Origin of the sequence: Enterocloster aldenensis (genome assembly GCF_003434055.1) — a bacterium.
In the GTDB taxonomy this organism is placed as follows: domain Bacteria; phylum Bacillota; class Clostridia; order Lachnospirales; family Lachnospiraceae; genus Enterocloster; species Enterocloster aldenensis.
Genome location: NZ_QVEX01000003.1, coordinates 135,143 through 159,866 on the forward strand (window position 1 = coordinate 135,143; position 24,724 = coordinate 159,866).

The 24,724-nt window shown below is 50.6% G+C and carries 19 protein-coding genes, 2 pseudogenes and 1 riboswitch; of the genes and pseudogenes, 15 read left to right on the top strand and 6 right to left on the bottom strand.

The window, feature by feature from the left end; translation table 11 throughout:
- Positions 1 to 24 precede the first annotated feature (24 nt).
- The 8 genes and pseudogenes from DWX59_RS08955 to DWX59_RS29915 form a co-directional block, all read left to right on the top strand.
- Positions 25 to 1,665, top strand: a complete 1,641-nt coding sequence (locus DWX59_RS08955) for a response regulator (RefSeq protein ID WP_117558230.1) — start codon at positions 25 to 27, stop codon at positions 1,663 to 1,665.
- 10 nt (positions 1,666 to 1,675) lie between these two features.
- Positions 1,676 to 3,472, top strand: a complete 1,797-nt coding sequence (locus DWX59_RS08960; RefSeq protein WP_117558232.1) for a sensor histidine kinase — start codon at positions 1,676 to 1,678, stop codon at positions 3,470 to 3,472.
- Entirely contained in the window at positions 3,462 to 4,433 is a 972-nt protein-coding gene (locus DWX59_RS08965) for a substrate-binding domain-containing protein (RefSeq protein WP_117558234.1), read from the top strand. Before DWX59_RS08960 ends, DWX59_RS08965 begins: the two co-directional genes overlap by 11 nt.
- A gap of 32 nt (positions 4,434 to 4,465) precedes the next feature.
- A complete protein-coding gene (locus DWX59_RS08970; protein ID WP_349121137.1) occupies positions 4,466 to 5,518 on the top strand; it encodes a galactose ABC transporter substrate-binding protein in 1,053 nt (350 codons plus the stop codon).
- 160 nt (positions 5,519 to 5,678) lie between these two features.
- Positions 5,679 to 7,016: a substrate-binding domain-containing protein gene (locus DWX59_RS08975; protein ID WP_117558236.1), complete on the top strand. Its 1,338-nt coding sequence runs from the start codon at positions 5,679 to 5,681 to the stop codon at positions 7,014 to 7,016.
- A gap of 146 nt (positions 7,017 to 7,162) precedes the next feature.
- Positions 7,163 to 8,671, top strand: a complete 1,509-nt coding sequence (locus DWX59_RS08980; protein ID WP_117558239.1) for a sugar ABC transporter ATP-binding protein — start codon at positions 7,163 to 7,165, stop codon at positions 8,669 to 8,671.
- Positions 8,672 to 8,686: 15 nt separating this feature from the next.
- Positions 8,687 to 10,342: an ABC transporter permease subunit gene (locus tag DWX59_RS08985; protein WP_117558634.1), complete on the top strand. Its 1,656-nt coding sequence runs from the start codon at positions 8,687 to 8,689 to the stop codon at positions 10,340 to 10,342.
- A 75-nt stretch (positions 10,343 to 10,417) separates the two neighbouring features.
- A pseudogene (locus DWX59_RS29915) lies at positions 10,418 to 10,486 on the top strand (DUF6783 domain-containing protein); the annotation flags it as partial.
- Here the strand turns inward: DWX59_RS29915 and DWX59_RS29920 are convergent.
- A pseudogene (locus DWX59_RS29920) lies at positions 10,472 to 10,528 on the bottom strand (hypothetical protein); the annotation flags it as partial. The pseudogenes DWX59_RS29915 and DWX59_RS29920 sit on opposite strands and share 15 nt — an antisense overlap.
- 1 nt (position 10,529) lies before the next feature.
- Positions 10,530 to 10,982, bottom strand: a complete 453-nt coding sequence (locus DWX59_RS08995; protein WP_117558243.1) for a CYTH domain-containing protein — start codon at positions 10,980 to 10,982, stop codon at positions 10,530 to 10,532.
- Between the two features lie 182 nt (positions 10,983 to 11,164).
- Between DWX59_RS08995 and DWX59_RS09000 the strand changes: the two genes are divergently transcribed.
- A complete protein-coding gene (locus tag DWX59_RS09000) occupies positions 11,165 to 11,719 on the top strand; it encodes a DJ-1 family glyoxalase III (RefSeq protein WP_117558245.1) in 555 nt (184 codons plus the stop codon).
- A 177-nt stretch (positions 11,720 to 11,896) separates the two neighbouring features.
- Here DWX59_RS09000 and DWX59_RS09005 read toward each other — a convergent pair whose 3' ends face one another.
- Positions 11,897 to 13,135, bottom strand: coding sequence for a dicarboxylate/amino acid:cation symporter (locus DWX59_RS09005; RefSeq protein ID WP_117558247.1), 1,239 nt, complete (start codon positions 13,133 to 13,135; stop codon positions 11,897 to 11,899).
- Between the two features lie 327 nt (positions 13,136 to 13,462).
- On the opposite strand from DWX59_RS09005, the gene tig reads away from it, so the two are divergent.
- The 5 genes from tig (at position 13,463) to yihA (ending at position 19,976) form a co-directional block, all read left to right on the top strand.
- Positions 13,463 to 14,749, top strand: a complete 1,287-nt coding sequence (gene tig / locus DWX59_RS09010; protein WP_117558250.1) for a trigger factor — start codon at positions 13,463 to 13,465, stop codon at positions 14,747 to 14,749.
- A gap of 140 nt (positions 14,750 to 14,889) precedes the next feature.
- Complete coding sequence (clpP, locus tag DWX59_RS09015) at positions 14,890 to 15,471, top strand: ATP-dependent Clp endopeptidase proteolytic subunit ClpP (RefSeq protein WP_117558251.1); 582 nt, start codon at positions 14,890 to 14,892, stop codon at positions 15,469 to 15,471.
- Positions 15,472 to 15,545: 74 nt separating this feature from the next.
- Positions 15,546 to 16,865 (top strand): ATP-dependent Clp protease ATP-binding subunit ClpX, encoded by a 1,320-nt coding sequence (clpX, locus tag DWX59_RS09020; protein WP_117558253.1) that lies wholly within the window; start codon positions 15,546 to 15,548, stop codon positions 16,863 to 16,865.
- 183 nt (positions 16,866 to 17,048) lie between these two features.
- A complete protein-coding gene (lon, locus tag DWX59_RS09025) occupies positions 17,049 to 19,376 on the top strand; it encodes an endopeptidase La (protein ID WP_117558255.1) in 2,328 nt (775 codons plus the stop codon).
- Positions 19,377 to 19,394: 18 nt separating this feature from the next.
- The gene (yihA, locus tag DWX59_RS09030; RefSeq protein WP_117558257.1) at positions 19,395 to 19,976 is read left to right on the top strand and encodes a ribosome biogenesis GTP-binding protein YihA/YsxC; all 582 of its coding nucleotides are present in this window, start codon (positions 19,395 to 19,397) and stop codon (positions 19,974 to 19,976) included.
- 67 nt (positions 19,977 to 20,043) lie between these two features.
- Here the strand turns inward: yihA and DWX59_RS09035 are convergent, their stop codons facing one another.
- Positions 20,044 to 21,462, bottom strand: coding sequence for a sodium:solute symporter family protein (locus DWX59_RS09035; protein ID WP_117558259.1), 1,419 nt, complete (start codon positions 21,460 to 21,462; stop codon positions 20,044 to 20,046).
- A 195-nt stretch (positions 21,463 to 21,657) separates the two neighbouring features.
- Positions 21,658 to 21,812, bottom strand: a riboswitch (cyclic di-AMP (ydaO/yuaA leader).
- A gap of 148 nt (positions 21,813 to 21,960) precedes the next feature.
- Here DWX59_RS09035 and DWX59_RS09040 point away from each other — a divergent pair.
- On the top strand, positions 21,961 to 22,776 hold the full coding sequence (locus tag DWX59_RS09040) for a metallophosphoesterase family protein (protein WP_117558261.1): 816 nt from the start codon (positions 21,961 to 21,963) through the stop codon (positions 22,774 to 22,776).
- Positions 22,777 to 22,866: 90 nt separating this feature from the next.
- Here DWX59_RS09040 and DWX59_RS09045 read toward each other — a convergent pair whose 3' ends face one another.
- Both DWX59_RS09045 and DWX59_RS09050 read right to left on the bottom strand, forming a co-directional pair.
- Positions 22,867 to 23,385 carry a DUF4364 family protein gene (locus DWX59_RS09045; protein ID WP_117558263.1) on the bottom strand — a complete coding sequence of 173 codons (519 nt, stop codon included), beginning with the start codon at positions 23,383 to 23,385 and terminating at the stop codon, positions 22,867 to 22,869.
- A gap of 33 nt (positions 23,386 to 23,418) precedes the next feature.
- Positions 23,419 to 24,567: an NAD(P)-dependent malic enzyme gene (locus DWX59_RS09050; protein WP_117558265.1), complete on the bottom strand. Its 1,149-nt coding sequence runs from the start codon at positions 24,565 to 24,567 to the stop codon at positions 23,419 to 23,421.
- Positions 24,568 to 24,724 lie beyond the last annotated feature (157 nt).

Below are 24,724 nucleotides of genomic sequence, written 5' to 3' on the forward strand. Positions count from 1 at the left end.
ATAGATGAGAAAAGGGGCATTCATATGGACTTATACAGGATTATTCTGGTGGATGATGAGGAAGAGGTAAGGCAGAGCATCATCAGGAAGATTAACTGGACAGAAGCAGGATTTCAGGTTGTGGGGGATGCGGAGAACGGGGAGGACGCCATGGAGAAGGTGGAGGCCCTGGAGCCGGATCTGATCCTTACGGATATCCGTATGCCATATATGGACGGACTGACCCTGGCGGAGAAGGTGCGCCAGAAATATCCCTCCGTAAAAATCGTCATATTTTCCGGATATGATGACTTTGAATACGCCAAGCAGGCCATCAAGCTGAATGTGACGGAGTATATATTAAAGCCCGTGAACGTGGAGGAGCTGACTGCCATATTAAAGCGCATCAAATCCAACCTGGACGAGGAGATTGAACAGAAGAGGAATGTAAGCCTGCTGCGGGAGAACTATATTAAAAGTCTTCCCATCCTGCGGGAACAGTTCATCAATGAACTGATCAGTTATCCGGTGCCGGAAGAAACCGTGGCCGACCGGCTGCAGGAATATGACATACCCCTTGCCGGAGCCAAGAAGTGGGTGGCCGCTGCCATTGACATTGAGCCTGAGGAAATCCGGGGCAGCGCCATGCTTCCCCTGCACAAGGAAAAGGACCTGATTCCCATTTCCGTGATGCAGATTGTGGAGGAGAAATTAAAGAATTACTGCCGCTGCGCCCTGGCTACCTCGGCCAGGACAGCGGCGGCGGAGATTGCAGTCATTGCTGCCATTGACGGGGAGAACAGCCAGACAGGGCTGATTGACGTGCTGGGGGACATCTGTAAGGAGACCAAGAAAATCCTGGAAGTCCCCATCACGGTGGGAATCGGTCACGGCTGTCAGGCCCTGTCTGAAATCAGCAGCTCCTACAAGGCGGCAGTGGACGCCCTTGGTTACAAGGCCATCGTGGGAGGCGGAAGCACCATCTACATCAACGACGTGGAGCCGGTCAGCGGCGGCAAGCTGCTGTTTGACGGCAAGGACGAGGCGGAACTGATTGCGGCCATCAAGTTCGGCCCCAGGGAAAAGATAGAAGAGGCCGTGCGCAGCGTCATGGATAAGATGAGCGACGCAAAGGTGCATTTCCGCCAGTGCCAGGCCTATATGCTGAGCGTGTCCAGCAGCATCATACAGAGGATCCAGCAGCATGACCTGGATATGGCCCAGATTCTGGAGGAAGGGGAGGACCATGAGGATACCTTTGCGCTGATCCCCAAGATGCAGAAAAAGGAGGATTTCAGCCAGTGGCTTCTGTCGGTGGCGCTGCGGATGAACCAGGTGATGAACCAGGAACGTGACAACACCATGAAGCAGGTAATACAGGAGGCCAAGGAATATATCATGGACAACTACCAGGATCCGGACCTTTCCGTGGAAAAAATCTGCCGCCACCTGCATATGAGCCCGGCCTATTTCTCCACCATGTTTAAGAAGGAAACAGGGCAGGCCTATATCGCCTATCTGACCGAGGTGCGGCTGAATAAGGCGGTGGAACTGCTGGGCAAGACTGATGACAAGACCTATGTGATTGCATCCAAGGTGGGGTATCAGGAACAGAACTATTTCAGTTATGTATTCAAGAAACGTTTCGGTATTTCCCCAACCAAGTTCAGGGGAGCCAAACGGTAAGGAGACGGACATGCTTTTTGAAAAGCAGAGGCAGGGTGTGCAAAAGGCCAGCATCCGCTACATCATATTTATTTATTTTACGCTGACCGCCCTGGCTGCCAGCGTGTTTATAGGCATTTCCCTCTATACAAGGCTGTCGGGACAGATGGCGGATACCATACAGGAAGAGAACCAGATACTGATTAACCAGATTAACCGTTCCATGGATTCCTATCTGCAGACAATCATGAAGCTGTCCGATTCCCTATATTACGGCGTGATTAAGAACGCCGACCTTTCGGACGGCTCCATTGGCAGCGAGATCACCCTTCTGTATGACAATAACAAGGATAATATAGAAAATATCGCCCTGCTGTCCAAGAACGGCCAGATGCTGGAATCCGTACCTGCGGCCAGGCTCAAGTCCAATGTTGACGTGATTGATGAGAACTGGTTCAGGAACACCCTTTTAAAGACAGAGAACCTGCATTTTTCCACGCCCCATGTACAGACAATCTTTGATGGGAGCGAAAGCCAGTACCGCTGGGTCATTTCCATGTCAAGGGCAGTGGAGATTACCAATGGTCCCTATACGGACCAGGGCGTGCTGCTCATCGATATCCGTTACAACAGCCTGGAGCGGCTGTTTGACGGCGTGAACCTGGGCAACGGCGGATATGCGTACCTGATCAGCAGCGATGGGGAGATCATTTATCATCCAAAGGCACAGCTTATCGACTCCGGCATTGTCAAAGAGAACAACCGGGAGTCGGCCGGCCTTAAGGACGGCAATTATGAGGAGGTATTTGACGGGGAAAAGCGGATTGTGTCAGTGAAGACCGTGGGATATACGGGCTGGAAGATCGTGGGCGTCACGCCCCTTGACGGCATGTCCCTTAACAACATCAAGACAAAGCTCCTGATGGTGTTCATCATCGCATTTGTGCTGTTCATCCTTTCCATCATCAATTCCTACATTTCCACCAGGATCACGGACCCCATCAAAGAGCTGGAGAAGGCGGTTAATGAGATTGAGCAGGGGAACCTGGAAGTGGAGGTGAGAAGCGCCGGTTCCTATGAGATACAGCATCTGGGCACCTCCATCCAGAGCATGGCCAGGCGGATCCGGAAGCTGATGAACGACATCGTGGCAGAGCATGAATCCAAGCGTAGAAGTGAATTTGACACGCTCCAGTCCCAGATCAACCCGCATTTCCTCTACAATACCCTGGATATCATTGTATGGATGATTGAAAATGAAAAGCAGTCCGAAGCCGTGAAGGTGGTGACGGCCCTGGCCAGATTCTTCCGGATCAGCTTAAGCAAGGGAAAGAGCATCATCCCGGTAAAGGACGAACTGGAGCATGTGCGCAACTACCTGATGATCCAGCACATGCGCTATAAGAACAAATTCACCTATGACATTGAGGCGGATGAGGATGTCCTGGAACTGGCCAGCTTAAAGCTCATGCTTCAGCCACTGGTGGAAAATGCCATCTACCACGGCATGGAATTCATGGACGGGGACGGGGAAATCCTGGTCAGGGCATGGCGCCGGGAGGACGACCTTTATATGAGCGTGTCCGACAATGGGCTGGGCATGACCCAGGAGCAGGTGGAACGCCTGTTCCGGGCCGCGGACCATACGTCCTCAGGCAGGGGCTCCGGCATTGGCGTAAAGAATGTGAATGAGCGGATCAAGCTTTATTTTGGCACGGGATACGGCCTTGAGATCTTGTCGGAACCGGATGAGGGGACCACGGTTACGGCGCATCTGCCGGCTATTCCCTATCAGGAAGTGAAGAAAGAGGAAGCCTATGTTAAATAAAGGGAAAATTCTCTGGTGCATATGGGCCGGTATCCTGGTCCTGCTGTTCTTGATGTCCTCCACGGACCTTATCATCAAGGAAAAGGAGATTGAGGTATACCCGGTTTCCGTCATCATAGACGGGGACAATGATGACTACTATGTGAATTTCAAAAAGGGCATGGATCAGGCAGCGGTGGAATTCCACGGGGACGTCAGCTTCATCACCCTTTACGCGGACCATGACCAGGCACAGCAGATGGAGCTGGTGAAAAGGGAAATCAGGGATGGGACCAGGGCGGTCATCCTGGCCCCGGTGATGGCAGAAGAGGCGGTTAAGGAACTGGAGGGCATGAATACGGGCTGCCCTGTCCTCTTTCTTGGCAGCCCACAGCAGAGCGCAAAGGTGGCGGATACCATCGGTGTGGACAGCCGGGAGATTGGAAGGATGCTGGGGGAGGCGGCCGTATCCCAGACCCCCAGGGATGTCCCGGTCTATCTCTTCTGTAAGGGACTGGACTATGGGGACAGCGCCCAGGTCTACGAAGGGGTCAGGGGCGTGCTGGATGGATATGGGTATCAATACCGGCTCATAGAGAAGAAGGTTCAGGACACATACCGGCAGGCTGTCCAGGAAACGGACTCCCCCGGCAGCGGCAAGATTACCATCATAGCCCTGGACGTACAGTCCTTGGACCAGGCAGCCCAGATACTGGAGGAAGACCCCATCTATCAGGGCAGGGTGTCCGGGCTTTACGGCGTGGGCAGCACCACATCTTTGCTCAGGGCGCTGGAAAAGGGGATTGTCACGGGGATGACGGCCTATAACCAGTTTGACGAGGGGTATTTAAGTGTGAAGCAGGCAGTGGAAGCCATCCAGGGCACCCACCAGAAGCAGGAGACGCAGCTGACGGCCATCTACGTGGACAAGGACAGGCTGAGGGATAAGACAAATGAGAAAATGTTCTATCCCATTGAATGAGGGAAAACGGGAAAATGAAAGGGGCGTATGCGGTGAAGCGGAATTGGATTTATTTATTGGCGGTTTGTTTAGGGGCCGGCATCCTGATCGGGTTCTGGCAGTACAGGGAACATGAAGGACAGCGGCAGACAAAGAAGAATTCCATCCGTATCGGGGTCCTTCTCTACCGCGGGGATGATACCTTCATCGGCACCCTGCGCACAGGCCTGGAGGATAAGGCAAAGGAATATGAACAGAAAACAGGAATCAAGGTAAAGTTGGATATCCTGGACTCCAAGGGGAGCCAGAACACCCAGAACAGCCAGGTGGAGCGCCTGATATCCCTTGGATGTGACGCCCTGTGCATCAACAGCGTGGACCGTTCCTCTGCCTCCATCATCATTGACAAAGCCATGGATGCGGGGACTCCGGTGGTGTTTTTTAACCGGGAACCGGTGGAGGAGGACATGAACCGGTGGGAGAAGCTTTATTACGTGGGCGCGGACGCCAAGGAATCGGCCGTGCTTCAGGGAGCGGTCCTGGTGGATGCCTATCGGAAGGATTCCCGCACCCTGGACGCCAACGGGAACGGTCTGGTGAGCTACGTGCTCCTGGAAGGTGAGACCAGCCATCAGGACTCCCTGATCCGTACGGAGTGGTCCATCCAGACCTTAAAAGACGGGGGCGTTCCGCTGGAGAAAATCACGGGAGGGATTGCCAACTGGGACAGGAGCCAGGCTTCGGCCCTTATGGAGCAGTGGCTGAAAGAGTACCCGGGGCAGATTGAACTGGTGGTAAGCAACAACGATGACATGGCCCTGGGCGCCATCGACGCCATGAACCGGGCCGGGATAGGGGCCAATTCCATCAAGGTGGTGGGTATTGACGGCACCCCTGTGGGCATAAAGGCCCTGGAGGAGGGAACCCTTTTCGCTACCGTGGAATCGGATAAGGAAAGTTACGCCCAGGCCATATTTGACATTGCCTGGAACCTGTCCCTGGGCCAGGACCCCAAGTCCGTCGTGCCGCTGGTCAATGGGAAATATTACTGGTGTCCCCAGAAGGTCCTGACCCAGGAGGAGGCAAAAATGCTTAAAAATAAGTAGGCTTCCATAAAAACCTGATAAAAAAACACAGAATCAAAGAAATTTTATAATCATTCTTTAAAAATCCTATGGAAAAATGCACAACCAGGCCGTATAATGGCTTTGTTGTTAAGCAAAAACAACCAAAGCAATCATATTATTCATAAGGGAGGAATTAAAAATGAAAAAAGCATTAAGTGTTGCCCTTGCGTGTTCCATGGCATTATCACTGGTTGCCTGCGGCGGCGGAAGCAAGCCAACGGAAGCACCTACAACAGCAGCCGCCGGCGGTGATACCACCACTGAGGCAGCAGCAGAAACCACAACCGAGGCAGCAGCAGCTGAAAGCGGCGCAGAAGTGGCTAACAAGGACAAACCATTGGTATGGTTTAACCGTCAGCCATCCAGCAGCGCTACCGGACAGCTGGATATGACAGCCCTGAATTTCAATAAGGATACATATTATGTAGGTTTCGATGCCAATCAGGGTGCCGAGCTTCAGGGCACCATGGTTAAGGATTACATCGAGAAGAACATTGACACAATCGACCGCAACGGCGACGGAATCATCGGTTATGTCCTGGCAATCGGGGATATCGGACATAATGACTCCATTGCACGTACAAGGGGTGTCCGTAAGGCTCTTGGCACAGGCGTTGAAAAAGACGGCAACATCGACAGTACTCCGGTTGGCACAAATGCAGACGGTACCGCAACAGTTGTAAAGGACGGCTCCATTGAGGCGGGCGGCAAGACATACATTGTACGCGAACTGGCTTCCCAGGAGATGAAGAACTCCGCAGGCGCTACATGGGATGCAGCTACTGCAGGCAACGGAATCGGCACATGGTCCTCTTCTTTCGGCGAACAGATTGATATTGTTGTATCCAATAACGACGGCATGGGCATGTCAATGTTCAATGCATGGTCCAAGGACAACAATGTTCCTACATTCGGTTATGATGCAAACAGCGACGCGGTTGCTGCCATCGCAGAAGGCTACGGCGGCACAATCAGCCAGCATGCAGACGTACAGGCTTACCTGACACTTCGTGTACTGCGTAATGCACTGGACGGCGTTGACATCAACACCGGTATTGCCACACCAGACTCAGCAGGCAACGTCCTCAGTGACGATGTATATGTATACAGGGCTGATGAGCGTTCCTACTATGCCCTGAACGTTGCTGTTACTTCTGACAACTATCAGGATTTCATGGATTCCACCATGGTTTACGCACCTGTATCCAACCAGCTGGATGCCAGCACAAGCCCTGAAAAGTCTGTATGGCTGAACATCTACAACTCAGCTGATAACTTCCTGGGATCCACCTACCAGCCGCTGCTTCAGAAGTACGATAAGCTTCTCAACCTTAAAGTTGATTACATCGGCGGTGACGGACAGACTGAGTCCAATATCACCAACCGTCTTGGAAATCCAAGCCAGTATGATGCATTTGCCATTAACATGGTTAAGACAGATAACGCAGCTTCATACACATCTCTGCTTGAGCAGTAATATTCATTGATATCAAGGAAAGTACACGATGGATAAAATCGTGGAAAGGTAAAGATATTCTGTTATTAGGGAGAAGAAATTCTCCCTAATAATCGATTCAGACTTAATACTGAAACCAATCAATCTATGTATACAGGAGTAAAATAATGGCAGATAAGAAAGATGATATCGTCTTATCAATACGCGGTATGAGCAAGTCCTTCGGCCGTAACAGGGTTCTGGACCATATCAACCTGGATGTGAAGCGCGGAACCGTTATGGGGCTTATGGGTGAGAACGGCGCCGGCAAGTCAACCATGATGAAGTGCCTTTTCGGCACTTACCAGAAAGACGAGGGAAATATCTTCCTGAATGGCAAGGAAGTAAGCTTTTCCGGACCAAAGGATGCTCTTGAAAACGGCATTGCGATGGTTCACCAGGAACTTAACCAGTGTCTGGAACGGAATGTGATTGACAACCTGTTCCTTGGACGCTATCCGGTCAATTCCATGGGTGTAATTGATGAAGGCAGAATGAAAAAAGAAGCCGCTGAGCTTTTTAGGAAATTGGGCATGACCGTTAACCTTACCCAGCCCATGGGGCGCATGTCCGTATCACAGAGGCAGATGTGTGAGATCGCTAAGGCCATTTCCTATAATTCCAGAGTGATTGTTCTGGATGAGCCTACCTCCTCCCTGACCGTACAGGAGGTTGATAAGCTCTTCGAGATGATGAGGATGTTAAAAGAACAGGGAATCGCCCTGATTTATATTTCCCACAAGATGGATGAGATTTTTGAAATATGCGATGAGATATCAGTGCTTCGGGACGGCAACCTGGTCATGACAAAGAGTACCAAGGATGCAAACATGAATGAGCTGATTGCGGCAATGGTCGGCCGTTCCCTTGATAACCGGTTCCCGCCTGTTGACAATACCCCCGGGGATGTGATCCTGTCCATACAGAATTTATCCACGAAGTTTGAACCTCATCTGCAGGATGTCTCGTTTGATGTAAAAGAAGGCGAGATATTCGGACTGTACGGTCTGGTGGGGGCAGGGCGGACAGAACTTTTGGAAACAATCTTTGGTGTCCGCACCAGGGCGGCAGGACGGGTTTATTTTAATAACCGTCTAATGAATTTCAGCAGCGCAAAGGAAGCCATGGATCATGGGTTTGCCATGATTACTGAGGAGAGGAAGGCTAACGGCCTGTTTTTAAAGGGGGACCTTACCTTTAATACCACCATTGCCAATCTTCCGCAGTATATGTCAGGATTAGCGCTTTCCGACGCAAAGATGATAAAAGCCACGGCAAAGGAAATAAAAATCATGCATACCAAGTGTATGGGTCCCGATGACATGATTTCCAGCCTTTCCGGCGGCAACCAGCAGAAGGTCATCTTTGGAAAATGGCTGGAACGCAGTCCGCAGGTGTTTATGATGGACGAACCCACAAGAGGTATCGATGTGGGCGCAAAGTATGAAATATATGAGCTGATTATCAATATGGCGAAACAGGGGAAGACAATCATTGTTGTTTCTTCTGAGATGCCGGAGATCCTGGGTATTACAAACCGTATTGGTGTTATGTCAAATGGACGTCTTTCCGGAATTGTCAATACAAAAGAGACGGATCAGGAAGAACTTTTGAGGCTCAGTGCAAAATACCTATAAGGGGGATTCATGGATATGGCAAAAGGAAACAATGAGACTCTTACGGCTGAGCAGGAGATGCAGCTGCGTAAGCCGATCGAGGATTATGTTGGTGAGATTCAGAAAAAGATTGACAGCCTCAGGGCGGATGGTACCAACAGGGTAGTGGCCCTGCAGAACAGTATCGATGCGGCAAAGAGGGACCGTTCCCTTACAAAAGAAGAAAGAGCGGACAGGATTGCTGCCAGCAGCGCGCAGATGGAACAGGCAAAGGCTGTTGAGGCAAAGAATAAAGACGAGATTGCGAAATTGATTTCCGATGCGGAGGGTTTCCTCAAGGCGCATTTTGAAAAGGATTATTATCAGCCGTTAAAGGCAAGCTGTGAACAGGAAAAGGCGCTGGCAAAGGAACAATATGACACCAGGGTTGCACAACTGAACAAAGAGCATGAGCAGACACTGTCAAAGCTTACCGACCATCAGGAGATAAAGGATGAGAAGTACGTCCATAAGAACCGTCTGTTTGATGTAAAAATGGACTTGGACAAGGAACTTCAGCGGATTAAGGACAGAAGGCATGCTGCATTTGTCTGGCAGTATCACCTGATTGACATGCTCCGTCTGTCCAAATTCACCTTCATGGAGACCAGGGCGCAGAAATGGGAAAATTATAAATATACATTCAACCGCAGGACATTCTTACTGCAGAACGGTCTGTATATTGCCATTATCCTGATTTTCATCGGGCTGTGTATCGCTGCCCCGGTGGTAAAGAATGTAAAGCTGCTTACCTATAACAATATTTTAAATATCCTGCAGCAGGCCTCACCCAGGATGTTCCTTGCGCTGGGCGTGGCAGGACTTATCCTCCTTACCGGTACGGACCTTTCCATCGGGCGTATGGTGGGCATGGGTATGACCACGGCAACCATCATCATGCACCAGGGTATCAATACCGGCTCTGTTTTCGGACACGTATTTGATTTTACTGGCATGCCCATTGGCTTAAGGGTTGTATTTGCACTGTTTATGTGTATTGTGCTTTGTACGTGCTTTACGTCCATCGGAGGTTTCTTTACCGCCAAATTCAAGATGCATCCGTTCATATCAACCATGGCAAACATGCTGGTAATCTTTGGTCTTGTCACATATGCCACAAAGGGCGTGTCCTTTGGTGCCATTGAACCGGCTATCCCGAAGATGATCATCCCAAAGGTTAACGGATTCCCAACCATTATCCTCTGGGCAGTGGCTGCAATCGTGATTGTATGGTTTATCTGGAATAAAACCACCTTTGGCAAGAACTTATACGCGGTCGGCGGCAACCCGGAAGCTGCCGCGGTTTCAGGTATCTCCGTATTCGGTGTAACCATGGGTGCCTTCATCCTGGCAGGTATCCTTTATGGATTCGGTTCCTGGCTGGAATGCGCAAGAATGGTGGGTTCCGGTTCCGCTGCTTATGGTCAGGGCTGGGAGATGGATGCAATCGCAGCCTGCGTGGTGGGCGGCGTATCCTTTACCGGCGGCATCGGTAAGATTTCAGGCGTGGTAGTCGGCGTGCTGATATTTACCGTACTGATTTATTCCCTTACAATTCTTGGTATTGATACAAACCTTCAGTTTGTATTCGAAGGTATCATCATCATCACGGCAGTAACCCTTGACTGTCTGAAGTATGTACAGAAGAAGTAAGGTCTGTAGAATGCTGAAAACCGGCTAAATATAAGAGGCTGGCTGCAAAACCCGCAGCCAGCCTTTTTCTGCCGCATGGTTATTGGCCCCAATTCGGTCAACGTAGCCCGCTACGCCTCCCTCATCGGGACCAAATCTCCCACAAAGTGGGACACACACCTGACGGAAAGCAATTTTCAAACACATCCTAACGTCCGCAGGCCAGCTTGCTGTTCTGGTATTCGCCGGAAAATGTCACATCCCTCCCAAACCATTGGGGCGGGGTGAAGGTGAGGGCTTCTTCTTCCGTGGGAAACTCCACCTCGGCCAGGATGAGACCTTTGTAGGTTCCCTCAAAGATATCCAGTTCTATGGTGAGATGATTGGAGCCTTCCAGCGGGATCAGGTAGCGCGTCTTGGTCAGGATGATGCCGTCCGCTTTTTTGAGCAGATGGGCGTAAGCCTGTTCATTGAGGGGAAGGTTATATTCTTCCCTGGCCATCAGGCCTTTTCCTTTGTAGGTGAGATAATAGCTGTCATCCTCCCTGCGGATGCGCACCACGGGACTGGTGCACAGGTAGGCCTGCTCAATGGCATGGCAGGGGAATTCCATGTAGTCTGCAGGGACGTGGTTCACCAGATATTTCCTTTCGATTTCCATCTTTCATACCTCCAAATACTGTATACATAATGCAATTAGTGGATTTTACTAAGGAATGTTATTTTTTCCATTTTACTATCATATCATTTATCACTTTTCAGAAAAAGACTAAAATGATAAAATAAAAATATTGTGCGTTGTTATGTTGTATTGTGTCAGTATGGCAGGAAAGGGAGAGAATCATGGCAAAGGTTTATGCATTTCTGGCGGAAGGGCTGGAAGAGGTTGAATGTCTTGCGGTAGTGGACGTGCTTCGCCGTTCCGGGGTTGAGGTGACAATGGTTTCCGTGTCCGGAAGGAAAGAGGTCACGGGGTCCCATGGAATACGGTTAATGGCAGATGCGCTGTTTGAGGAGGCGGATCCTGATCAGGCGGACGTGCTGTTTTTGCCGGGAGGTATGCCTGGCACCAATAATCTGAGGGAACACCAGGGGCTTAGGGAAGCCATTGAACGTGCCAATAAGCAGGGCAGGAGGGTGGCTGCCATCTGCGCGGCGCCCAGCGTCCTTGGGGCCATGGGGCTGTTAAAGGGTCGGACAGCCACCTGTTATCCTGGATTTGAGGAGCAGCTTACCGGGGTATCCTACACAAGCCAGGGCGTTGTCACTGACGGCAATATCACCACCGGCAGGGGCCTGGGATATGCACTGGATCTTGGCCTTGAACTGATACGCCTCCTTCAGGGGCCCCAGCAGGCCCAGAAGATTGCGGCAGCCATCCAGTACAGCCGCGGCTGATTGAAGGAATGACGGGCCCTGCAGGTATGACAGGACTTACGGAAATGACGAAATCTGCAGGTATGATGAAACTCCCCCGTTGTGCCGTATCGATTGAAGATGCGGCACAACGGGGGAGTTCCTTTTGCTGGATACAGGGCTTATGGGATTAGGCCTGGGATATCAGGACATGTCAGGTCATTGCGTCCTGTTTCCTGTCCGTTCTGCCCTGCGCACCCGCTTTTTCTCTGCATGGCCTACAATGGTTGTGCCGGCCAGGTCACCCAGACAGTTGATCATGGTCATTCCCATGTCGTTGAAGGCATGGACGCCGGCTACCAGGCCCACGATTTCAAGCGGGAAGCCCAGGGATTCCAGGAGGATGGCCAGGATGACCAGCATACCGCTTGGTATGGCTCCGGATCCGGTGGTCAGGATGAGGCCCAGGATGATGACTTTGACCAGGGTGGCAAGGTCCACGGAAACGCCGATGGCCTGTGCGGTCAGCACGAATACAATTGCCAGGGTCAGGCCGGTTCCGTCCTTGTTAATCTGGGCACCCAGGGGTATGGTGAAGGATGAGACTTTTCGGGGTACGTCCAGCTTATCCGCGCATTCCATGTTGATTGGTATGGAACTGGTGCTGGAACAGGTGCTGAAGGAGGTAATCATGATGCTGGAAGCGGTCTTGAAAAAGCGGCCGAATCCGATTCTGGTGAACAGGAATACCAGGGTGGCATAGAGCATACACATACAGAATATCCCAAGGTACACACAGGCAATGTATTTTGCAAGCACGCCGAAAATCTTGCTTCCGTACCTGCCCACGGAATTGGCAATCAGTGCACAGATGCCAAAGGGAGCCAGTCCCATGATGATTCCCACCACTTTTGACATCAGCATGGACAGGTCGCTGAAACTCTGGCTCAGCCGTGCCTTGGGTTCCTTGGGCAGCATCAGGACCCCGATGCCGATCAGGGCACATACCACCACCACCTGGTCGAACCGTCCGTCCACCATGGCCTGGAAGATGTTGCCCGGAACAAGCCCGATCAGGGTTTCGAAAATAGTGGGGATCTCGCCTACCACCCCGTCATACGTTCCTTCCAGGGGCAGGTTGACACCCGGGCGGAGGATGGTTGCAAGCAGGGTGCCCACAAGCATGGCAACTGCCGTGGTTCCGAAGTAGTAGATGAAAATCCTGCCCCCGATACGTCCGAAAGACTGCGGGTCATCCAGGGCGGATATGCCTGCAATCAGATTTACAATGACCAGTGGAAGGGCAATCATCTTGAGCAGTGTCAGGAAAAACTTACCCAGGGGCTCCACGGCCGTGGCCCGTTCACCCAGCACGGCCCCCAGCAGGATGCCGATGACCATGGCTGCCACCATTTTGTAAACCATTGGAATTTTGTGGTACTTTCGATAAAAACCCATATTTACTCCACCTTTCATTTGTAAAATTTGTGTAAAATTTATGTAAAATCCATATATACCATTATAAACGCTTTGGACATTTTAGTCAAATTATAATTCGGGATTATACCAGTGGATCATACCTGCATCCTGAAAGCGCATGGGTGTCCGACGGATAAAATATGGTTCAGCACATTGCCTGTCTGGATATACAGGGAAATATGTACAGGAAATTTATGAAAAAATGCTGGTATTTTCATTTTGAGCATGCTATAATGGTACATTGAAGTGTAGCGCCCTCATGGTTCATGGGCGAATCACATATATTTTAAGGAGGAACCCGTAAAAATGAGTGTACAGGTAGAAAAATTAGAAAAAAACATGGCCAAACTGACAATAGAAGTAGATGCAGCGCAGTTTGAGGATGCAATGAAGAAAGCCTTCAATAAGAACAAGAATAAATTCAATATTCCAGGCTTCCGTAAAGGCAAAGCACCGCGTGCCATGATTGAAAAGATGTATGGCGAAGGCATTTTTTATGAGGATGCTGCTGACGAAGCCATCAACGCAACCTGCATGCAGGCCATGGATGAGAGCGGACTGGAGATTGTGTCCAGACCGGAAGTTGCCGTGGAGCAGATAGGCAAGGACAAGCCATTCATTTATACCGCACTTGTAGCAGTAAGGCCAGAGGTAATCCTGGGCGAATATAAGGGCATTGAAGTTGAGAAGGCAGACGCATCCGTGACAGCTGAGGATGTGGAAGCAGAGCTTAAGAAGGTACAGGAGCAGAATGCAAGGCTTCTGAACGTTGAGGACAGACCGGTTGCCGACGGTGACAAGACTGTCATTGATTTTGAAGGATTTGTTGACGGCAAGCCATTTGACGGCGGCAAGGCAGAGGATTACGACCTGACCATCGGCAGCCACTCTTTCATCGATACATTCGAGGAGCAGCTGATCGGCAGGAACATCGGTGAGGAGTGCGAAGTAAACGTAACCTTCCCCGAAGAGTACCATGCGCCTGAACTGGCTGGAAAGCCGGCTACCTTCAAAGTAACCGTAAAGGAAATCAAAGTAAAGGAACTGCCTGCACTGGATGATGAATTTGCAGGGGAAGTTTCCGAATTTGAGACCATGGATGAATACAAGAAGGATATCGAGGCAAAGATTCTTGAGAGGAAGCAGAAGGAAGCTGCCACTGAGAATGAGAACAGGGTGGTTGACAAGGTTGCCGCCAATGCAAGCCTGGAGATTCCTGATAAGATGGTGGAGAGCCAGATTGACAACATGGTCCAGGATACTGCCCGCCGTATGCAGGGACAGGGCCTGTCCATGGATATGTATATGAAGTACACAGGCATGACCATGGATTCCATGAGGGACCAGATGAGGCCCCAGGCACTTAAGAGGATCCAGACCAGACTTGTGCTGGAGGAAGTTGTTAAGGCTGAGAATATCCAGGTTCCTGATGAGAGGCTGGATGAGGAGATTGCCAAGATGGCAGCTGCTTACCAGATGGAGTCTGACAAGTTAAAAGAGTACATGTCAGACCGCGACAAAGAGCAGATGAAGGAAGACCTTGCTGTTCAGGAAGCGGTGGATTTCCTGGTTGCCGAAGCAAAACTGGTATAATACACACTGGAAAGTCCACGATGGGAAGAATCGTGGAAAGTTATGATACGGGGGGTTTACGGTGTGGGGGCCATACTGTGAATCTCCTGGGTTTTTGTAAGTGAGTATATAATATAACTGTGTGACAGGAGGATGATGATATGAGTTTAGTACCCTATGTCATTGAACAGACCAGCCGTGGGGAGCGTTCCTACGACATCTATTCAAGATTGTTAAAAGAGAGGATCATATTCCTGGGAGAGGAAGTGAATGATGTATCCGCAAGCCTTGTGGTTGCACAGCTTCTGTTCCTGGAATCGGAAGACCCGGGAAAAGATATCCATCTGTATATCAACAGCCCAGGCGGTTCTGTTTCAGCTGGCTTTGCAATTTATGATACCATGAACTACATCAAGTGTGATGTGTCTACCATATGTATCGGCATGGCGGCCAGCATGGGTGCATTCCTTCTTGCAGGCGGTGCAAAGGGCAAGCGTTTTGCGCTTCCTAATTCCGAAATCATGATTCACCAGCCGTCAGGCGGCGCAAAGGGCCAGGCCACTGAGATTAAGATTGTGGCCGAGAACATTTTAAAGACCAGGAAAAAGTTAAATGATATCCTGGCAGCCAACACCGGAAGGCCCATAGAAGTAATTGAACGCGACACGGAGCGCGATAATTATATGTCTGCCGGGGAGGCAAAGGAATACGGCCTTATTGATGAAATCATCGCTCATCATTAATTGGAAGGCCGGACAGAAGTAAGATGATTCCCGGTTGGATAAATTGGGTAATAGCATGAAAGGTTAGGTAACGTATGCCAATTAGACCAGATGACACGATCCGCTGCTCCTTCTGCGGAAGGACCCAGGATCAGGTACGGAAGATGATTGCCGGAGCAGGCAACAACAATGTGTATATCTGTGACGAGTGCATTGAACTGTGCTCAGAAATCCTGGAGGAAGAGCTGGAGGGACAGGAAGATCCGGCATCCCCTGCCCTGGCAGATATCCGCCTTCTGAAGCCAAAGGAAATCAAGACATTCCTGGATGAATATGTCATTGGGCAGGATGAGGCAAAGAAGGTGCTGTCCGTGGCTGTTTACAATCATTACAAACGCGTCACATCCTGCCAGAACATGGATGTGGATGTACAGAAGAGCAATATCCTCATGGTTGGTCCTACTGGTTCCGGTAAGACTTACCTGGCTCAGACCCTGGCTAAGATCCTGAATGTCCCATTTGCCATTGCAGATGCCACGGCCCTTACAGAGGCAGGTTATGTGGGCGAGGATGTGGAGAATATACTGTTAAAGCTGATTCAGTCAGCTGATTATGACATTTCCCGTGCTGAGTACGGTATCATATACATTGATGAGATTGATAAGATTACCAAGAAGTCTGAGAATGTTTCCATCACCAGGGATGTATCCGGTGAAGGCGTGCAGCAGGCCCTCTTAAAGATACTGGAGGGAACGGTTGCCAGTGTTCCTCCTCAGGGAGGCAGGAAGCATCCGCATCAGGAACTGCTTCAGATTGATACAACCAATATCCTGTTTATCTGCGGAGGCGCTTTTGACGGGCTGGAGAAGATTGTGGAACAGCGCATCAGCGCGGGTTCCATTGGATTTAACGCAGAAGTGGTTAATAAGAATGATAACGATATTGACGACCTGTTAAGGAAGGTGGAACCAAAGGATCTTACTAAGTTCGGTCTGATCCCTGAGTTCATCGGCCGTGTGCCGGTGATGGTATCCCTCCAGTCCCTGACAAAGGACGCCATGGTACGCATCCTGTCCGAGCCAAAGAACGCCCTGACAAGACAGTACCAGAAGCTGTTTGAGTTAGACAATGTAAAGCTGGAGTTCACCAGGGAAGCCCTGGAGGAGATTGCACAGCTGGCCGTGGACCGCAAAATCGGCGCCAGGGGACTGCGCTCCATCCTTGAGACAGTCATGATGGATCTGATGTATGAGATCCCATCTGATGACACAATCGGAATCTGCACCATTACCAAAGGGGTAGTGGATAAGACAGGACAGCCGGAACTGGTATACCGCGATATGCCTCCTGCGTCTGCCCGTAAACCGCTGTCTGACCGGATGCGGGGAGAGGGAAAGACAGGCGAGATTGCATAGGAGGATGTTTCCTGATTCATGAAACCGGGAAAGAGGCGGTTCGTTTCTGTGACAATTTAGACAAAGGGAAAGGGCCGCTGCAAACCAGATATGACCCGGATGAAAGCCATATTAGGGCTTTTTCCGGCACCTGTATTGCAGCGGCCTTTTGAATGTTTGACATACAAGAGGTGAAGTTTAAGAATGGCAGAACAAGTGATTATAATGCCCGTAGTGGCGCTGAGAGGACTAACCATACTTCCGGGAATGGTGCTGCATTTTGATGTGAACAGGCCCAAATCCGTAGCTGCTGTGGAAAAAGCCATGGTAGGTGACCAGAGGCTTTTCCTTGTGGCCCAGAGACATCCTGAGATTGTGGACCCTGAGCTTGGGGAACTGTTTCAGGTGGGCACGGTAGCAGTTGTCAAACAGCTGGTTAAGCTTCCTGGCAAGGTGGTCAGGGTGCTGGTGGAAGGCCTTGAGAGGGGGGAACTGCTGTGTCTTGACTCAGAGGAACCGGCCCTTATAGGGGAAATCGGCTCCATTGAGATGGATGGGGAAGAGGTGGATTATCTGACCCAGGAAGCAATGCTCCGGATTGTAAGGGATAAACTGGAAGAATATGGAAGAGTAAATCCGAAAATTACAAAAGAAATCCTTCCCAACCTGCTGTCCGTAAGCGGATTGGATGAGATGCTGGACCAGATTGCAATCCAGCTTCCATGGGATTACACAATCCGGCAGACCGTATTAGAAAACAGTTCCCTGTCAGCCAGGTATGAGGTAGTGATGCATACCCTCATGACAGAGATGGAGATATACAGGATTAAGAAGGAATTCCAGGAAAAGGTAAAGTCTGATATTGACCAGAACCAGAAGGAATATATACTGAGGGAACAGATGAAGGTAATCCGTCAGGAACTGGGGGAGGACAATCCTCTGTCAGATGCGGATGAATATCAGAAAAAGCTGGACAGCATGAAGGCTGACAAGGAAGTAAAGGAAAAACTCCGCAAGGAGATTGAAAGATTCCGCACAATGCCTGCCGGATCCCAGGAAGGCAATGTGCTCCGCACTTATATTGAGACGCTGCTGGAGCTTCCCTGGAAAAAGATGTCAAAGGATAATGACGACATCCGGCATGCGGAAAAAATCCTCAATGAAGACCATTATGGCCTGGAGCAGGTGAAGGAGAGGATACTGGAATACCTGGCAGTGCGCACATTGACAAAGAAGGGGACAAGCCCCATCATCTGCCTGGTAGGCCCGCCCGGAACAGGAAAGACATCCATTGCCCGCTCAGTAGCAAGGGCCCTGGGCAAGAAGTACGTCCGCATCAGCCTGGGCGGGGTCCGGGATGAGGCGGAAATCCGCGGACACAGGAAGACATATGTGGGTGCCATGCCGGGACGGATTGTGGAAGGAATGAGGCAGGCCGGGTACAGCAATCCACTGATGCTGCTGGATGAGATTGACAAGGTCAGCAGCGATTACAAGGGAGACACGTCCTCCGCCCTCTTAGAGGTACTGGATGGGGAGCAGAATGTAAAGTTCAGGGACCATTATGTGGAAGTGCCCATCGACCTTTCCCAGGTCCTGTTCATCGCAACCGCCAATACCACCCAGACCATACCGGGACCATTATTAGACCGCATGGAGCTGATTGAGGTCAACAGCTACACGGAGAATGAAAAATTCCACATTGCCAGGGATTACCTGGTGACCAAACAGATAGGGCGCAACGGGTTAAAGGAAAGCCAGATTACATTTTCCGATAAAAGCCTGGAGAAAATCATTCACAACTACACCCGGGAGGCAGGTGTCCGTAACCTGGAGCGCCGCGTCGGGGATGTGTGCAGGAAGGCTGCAAGACAGTTCCTGGAAAATGATAAGAAGTCCATCAAAATAACGGAATCCAATCTGGAGAAATACCTGGGCAAGGAAAAGGTTACATTTGAGGATGTCAATGAGGAGGACCAGGTGGGGATTGTACGCGGCCTGGCCTGGACCAGCGTGGGCGGGGATACGCTTCAGATTGAGGTTAATGTGATGCCTGGAAAAGGGAACCTTCTCATGACCGGGCAATTAGGCGATGTGATGAAGGAATCAGCCCAGACAGCCCTGACCTATGTGCGTTCCGTGTGCCCGGAACACGGGATGGCAGATGATTATTTTGAAAAGCACGACCTGCATATCCATATTCCTGAAGGCGCAGTGCCAAAGGACGGTCCTTCAGCCGGCATCACCATGGCCACGGCCATGCTTTCGGCTGTTACTGAAAAGCCGGTGCATGCCAAGGTTGCAATGACAGGTGAGATCACGCTCCGGGGAAGGGTGCTTCCAATCGGCGGCCTGAAGGAGAAAATCCTTGCCGCAAAGATGGCCCATATAACCAAGGTGCTGGTGCCTGATAAAAACCGGCCGGATATTGGGGAACTGTCCAAGGAGATAACCAAGGGTCTGGATATCGTGTATGTACGGTCCATGGTTGATGTGGCAAGGGAAGCATTTGTACCTGCTGTTACAGAGTAGGGAAATAAGGAGATATTTATGATTATAAGAGATGTGAATCTTGAGACCGTATGCGGTATTACCAGCAAGATGCCGGACAACATCCTGCCGGAATTTGCCTTTTCAGGCAAGTCCAATGTGGGAAAGTCCTCCCTGATTAACGCGCTGATGAACAGGAAGGCTTATGCCAGGACCTCTTCCCAGCCAGGTAAGACGCAGACCATTAATTTTTACAATATCAATGGCGCGCTTTATTACGTGGACCTTCCGGGCTACGGTTACGCAAAGGTGGCCCTGGAAGCAAAGGAAAAATGGGGGAAGATGATAGAGCGGTATCTGAAGAATTCCGCCATGCTTAAGATGGTGTTCCTGCTCATTGACATCCGCCATGAGCCTTCGGCCAATGACAGGATGATGTATGAGTGGATTATATACAATGGGTACCATCCCGTTGTCATTGCCACCAAGCTGGATAAGATTAACCGCAGCCAGGTCCAGAAGCACGTGAAGATGATACGGGAAGGCCTGGGAATGGAAAAGGATGGGATCATCATCCCGTTTTCTGCTGAGACAAAGCAGGGCCGGGATGAGATATGGAATCTGATTGAGGGGAATATGTAAGAAGGGTGCGGGGCGGATGTGGGAAGCGCCCATGCCTTCACCACACCGCCTAAGACCCATTTTCCCTTTATGCCATCCTGCAAGGGGATTTCTTATACGTTGCCAGGCTTACGGTTACTAACAGCAGGCCGCATACAACAGCACCCGGAACCGTTTCTCCAAGTCCAAAGGGATTGCCGGCAAGCTTCCAGCCCACGCATACCGCAAAGCCGCCTATCATGGCGGACAGGATGCCCTGGTTGGTGGCTTTTTTCCAGTATAGGGCCGCCAGGGCCGGAAGGCCGGCTGCCGCTGCATAGAAGGACCAGGCAAACATGAGCACGTTGTAGGCATTTTTTATGTACAGTGCTATAATAAGCGCGCCCATGGCCAGGACCACGGACATGATGCGGGACATGAGGATTTCGTGCTTTTCTGTCATTTCAGGCATGAAATTCTTGCCCAGGTCATGGACAAAGGTCTGGACGGATACCAGCAGGTAGCTGTCTGCCGTGGACATCATGACGGACAGGATGCCGGCCAGGGCCAGTCCTGTGAGCCCGGGAGGAAGGATGCTGATTGCAAGGGCAGGCACCACTGCGTCGGAACTTCCGTATTGGGCCACCACGTTGGGAAGGATCTGCTGGGCCACCAGGCCCATGAAGAAGACCAGGGCAATGGTCACCATGTAGATGGAGGTGCCCCAGAACATGCCCCGGGTTGCCGATTTTTTGTTTTTGGCTGCAAAGGCCCGCTGCCACATCTCGGCGCCGGCCAGGGTAAATACCAGGTAGGTGACGATATCGCCCAGGATACTGCCGTTAATGTGGGGAACCAGGTAGGATTTATCCAGGTTCTGCCAGAATACGGAGAAATTGCCCAGGTACCGGACGCTGGATATGGGGATAAGGATGTATACAAAGATAATCAACATGAAAAACTGAAGCACATCCGTGTATACTACGCCGAATAACCCGGAGGCCGCTGTATAGATGATGAAGATAATGGTAGCCACCAGTGCGCCGGCTTCATAGCTGATCCCGAATTCACTGCCCAGCATCTTGATGATGGTGGCGGTAGCGGTTACCTGTGCGGCCACTGTCCCCATCATGGTGAAAACAATCATGAGGGCCAGGATACAGCGTGCGTTCCTGCTGAAACGGTAGTGGAAGAGTTCTGGAATGGAATTGATGTTGCGGGCCGCGCCCACCTCCTGGATCCTTCCTGCGATGGCGGAGAAGATGAACATGCCTATAAGATAGGGAATGGCTGTCATGATGGCCTTGAAGCCGGTGGTATATGCGATGCCTGCCCGTCCCATCATGGCGCTTCCGCCGATGATGGAGGCGCACACGGTGGCTGTCAGCACAAAGGGGCCCAGGGTCCTTCCGGCCACATAGAAATCACCTGTATTCTTAATCCGTTTCACAAACCATACTCCTACCAGCAGCATACCAATCATATATAGGACAATGATAGTCAGATCCAATACTGTCAGTTCATGCATAAAACAGGTCTCCTTCCTGGATGGCGCCGCCTGTGGGGGAGGGATACAATTTTTAGTTGGTAAGGAAAAAAGAATGGACTTAAATTAAGAAATCCGCCTGCAGTGAATGCAGACGGAAAAGTATGCGGCAATATAGCAATGCTGGACATATGGAATCATGAAAGAATCCATATGAAACTACAATATACCAGAATGTCCGTGTCCCTCTTCCGCCTATGAGATTAGCTGCCGGGTTAGGGATAAGAAGGTTCCCTGTTGTCAGGATATCACAAGGACATGCCTGGACAAATACACCCCAAAAAATTGGTTCTCCCACTGTTGCCGTGAGCAACATTAAGCGACTTTGTTAAGCGTTAACGTTTTATTAACATTAAATATACCATAGATGGGGGGCGGTGTAAAGTAGATTCAACCCGGCATGGTTTACATTCAGCCTATGATACATACTGGAACGCGGTATGAAACTAAAAGAGACAAATGAATCCGGAGGTATGAGTAATGGAAGGGGGACCTATACGGGCAGCGGTCATGGCAGATACCCATGGTGTGCTTCGGCCAGAGGTTGAGAAAATCCTTGAAACCTGTGACGTGATCATCCATGCTGGCGACTTTGACAGTCAGATGCTGTACCATAAATTGGAGGTAAACCAGCCCTTGTATGCGGTCAGGGGGAATAATGACAGGGGATGGTCAGGGGGCCTTGCCGCTGTTAAGCGGTTTGAGATTGGCGGGGTTAAATTCATCATGGCCCATGAAAGGGTGGATATCCCCAGTCCGCCCGGGGATGTCCAGGTGGTCATATTCGGACATTCACACATGTTTTATCAGCAGGAAATCAATGGAAGGCTTTGGCTGAATCCGGGAAGCTGCGGTTACAAACGGTTTACCCTGCCCCTGTCCCTGGCCGTGATGACCATAGAGGACGGCAGGTTTGAGGTGGAGACCATATGGCTGGAAAAAAGTTACGGAACACCGGGAGCTGCCAAGGCACAGATGGAAAAAGCCAAAGCAAGCAAATATGAAAAGCAGCAGCGGCGCTATAAGCAGAAGGCCGGGAAAGCGGGAGCTGAAACACAGGCAGGGGATAAGGAGCAGCGTGCCTCCCAAAAGAAAGAGGCGGAACGCGACAGCCTGTTCATGATAGCTAAAATCCAGCGTCTGAAAAAGGCAGGGGAAACAAGGGACTGGGTCATCCGGAATCTGGGAGATGGATATAAGCTGGCCGGAACCGTGTATGACATCTGCGAAAAAAAGCCGGGACTCAATGCCAGGCAGATACTGGAACTGCTAAAGGAACAGATCATGTCCATATAAGACAGTATGGACAGGGGCGGGGCAGTTGCCGGCAGCACCGGCAAACTCCGGGACAACTGCCGGCTGTACCGGCAAGCTTTGGAAGCAGGTTCAGGACAGGAGGGTGCGCATCACATGCGCATATATCTCCTGGCTTTTTGTTTTCCAGGCATTGCACATGGTCTCGGCCTGCTCCTTATCCGGAACGGATAAATCCAGGCGGATTAAGGTGGTCTTGTTTTCCCGGACCTCACAGTGGACAATATAGTCCTGATTGGTCCCGCGGTAAAAGTCAGCAGTGGTCCCGACCTCTTCCCGGAGGCGGAACTTGTTTTCCTTAAGATACTGGTCCATATCCTCAATGATGGCCGAGGATATGTTCTTTCCGAAGAAGTTCAGGGTTTCCTCGCCTTCTTTGGTGATATCGTAGCGGGTACTGTTATGGCTGGCCTCCTTGTGGACCAGACCGGCGTCTTCCAGTTCATTTAAGGCCTGCTGGAGGGTGAAATATGTGGTGTACTCATGCTCTGTAAAGAAGTTGGTCAACTGGGCATTGGTGAGAGGGAAATTCACCTGCTTTAACATATAGAGGTTCATCAGTTTATACAAGGTCATAGGTTCAGTCAGCATATCATACACTCTCCATCAGGTTATTACTTATTGTCAGATATAATCCTTTACAGCTCTGCTTACCACATCGGCCACCCTGGGGTCAAAGGCTTCCGGAAGTATATTATCCTCATTCAGGTCCTTTTCATCCACAAGCCCTGCGATGGCATTGGCGGCAGCCAGCTTCATCTCTTCCGTAATCGCTGTGGCACGTCCTTCCAGGGCGCCCTTAAAGATTCCAGGGAATACAACCACGTTGTTGACCTGGTTGGGGAAATCGGAACGGCCGGTCCCGACCACCTTTGCGCCGGCTGCTTTTGCCAGGTCCGGCATGATTTCGGGAACCGGGTTGGCCATGGCAAATATGATTGCATCCTTATTCATGGATGCAACCATGTCCTTTGTCACAATACCAGGGGCGGAAACGCCGATGAAGATATCAGCCCCCTTCATGGCGTCTGACAGGGAGCCGGTCCTGTGCTCCAGGTTGGTCACGTCCATCATTTTTTCCTGCATCCAGTTAAGGCCTTCTGCGCCCTTGCAGAGGATTCCTGATTTATCACACATGATGATATGGGGGAATCCATAGGTGAGAAGAAGCCTTGTGATGGCCACACCTGCGGAACCGGCGCCATTGACAACCACCTGGCAGTCTTCTTTCCTGCGGCCGGTTACCTTTAAGGCGTTGATGACGCCGGCCAGGACAACAATGGCGGTTCCGTGCTGGTCATCATGGAATACCGGTATGTTAAGGCGCTCCTTTAATGCTTCCTCTATCTCAAAACAGCGGGGGGCAGCAATGTCCTCCAAATTAATGCCTCCAAAAGCAGGTGCGATGCGGACCACTGTCTCAATGATTTCCTGGGTGTCCTGAGTGTCCAGGCAGATGGGGAATGCGTTGACCCCGCCGAACTCCTTAAACAGCACGGCCTTACCCTCCATGACCGGCATGGCGGCCAGAGGCCCGATATTGCCCAGTCCCAGGACCGCGCTTCCATCAGATACGACGGCAATGGTGTTGGACTTAATCGTATATAAGTATGCGGCCTCAGGGTCCTTTGCGATTACCTTACATGGTTCAGCCACCCCGGGCGTGTAGGCCAGGGCCAGGTCTTCCCTGGATGCCACCGTTGCTTTTGATACTGTTTCCAGTTTCCCTTTCCATTCTTCGTGGAGCATCAATGCTTTTTCATTGGTTGTCATGATGGATTCCGTCCTTTTCCTATGATATATAGAATCAAAATTACATTTTCCTATATCATAACAATTTTAACTATCAGAATCAAGTTCCTTTTCAGTCTTTGAAGAATTATTCAATTAAAACTTTTAAATCAAAATAAAATGTGGTATCATGTTACAT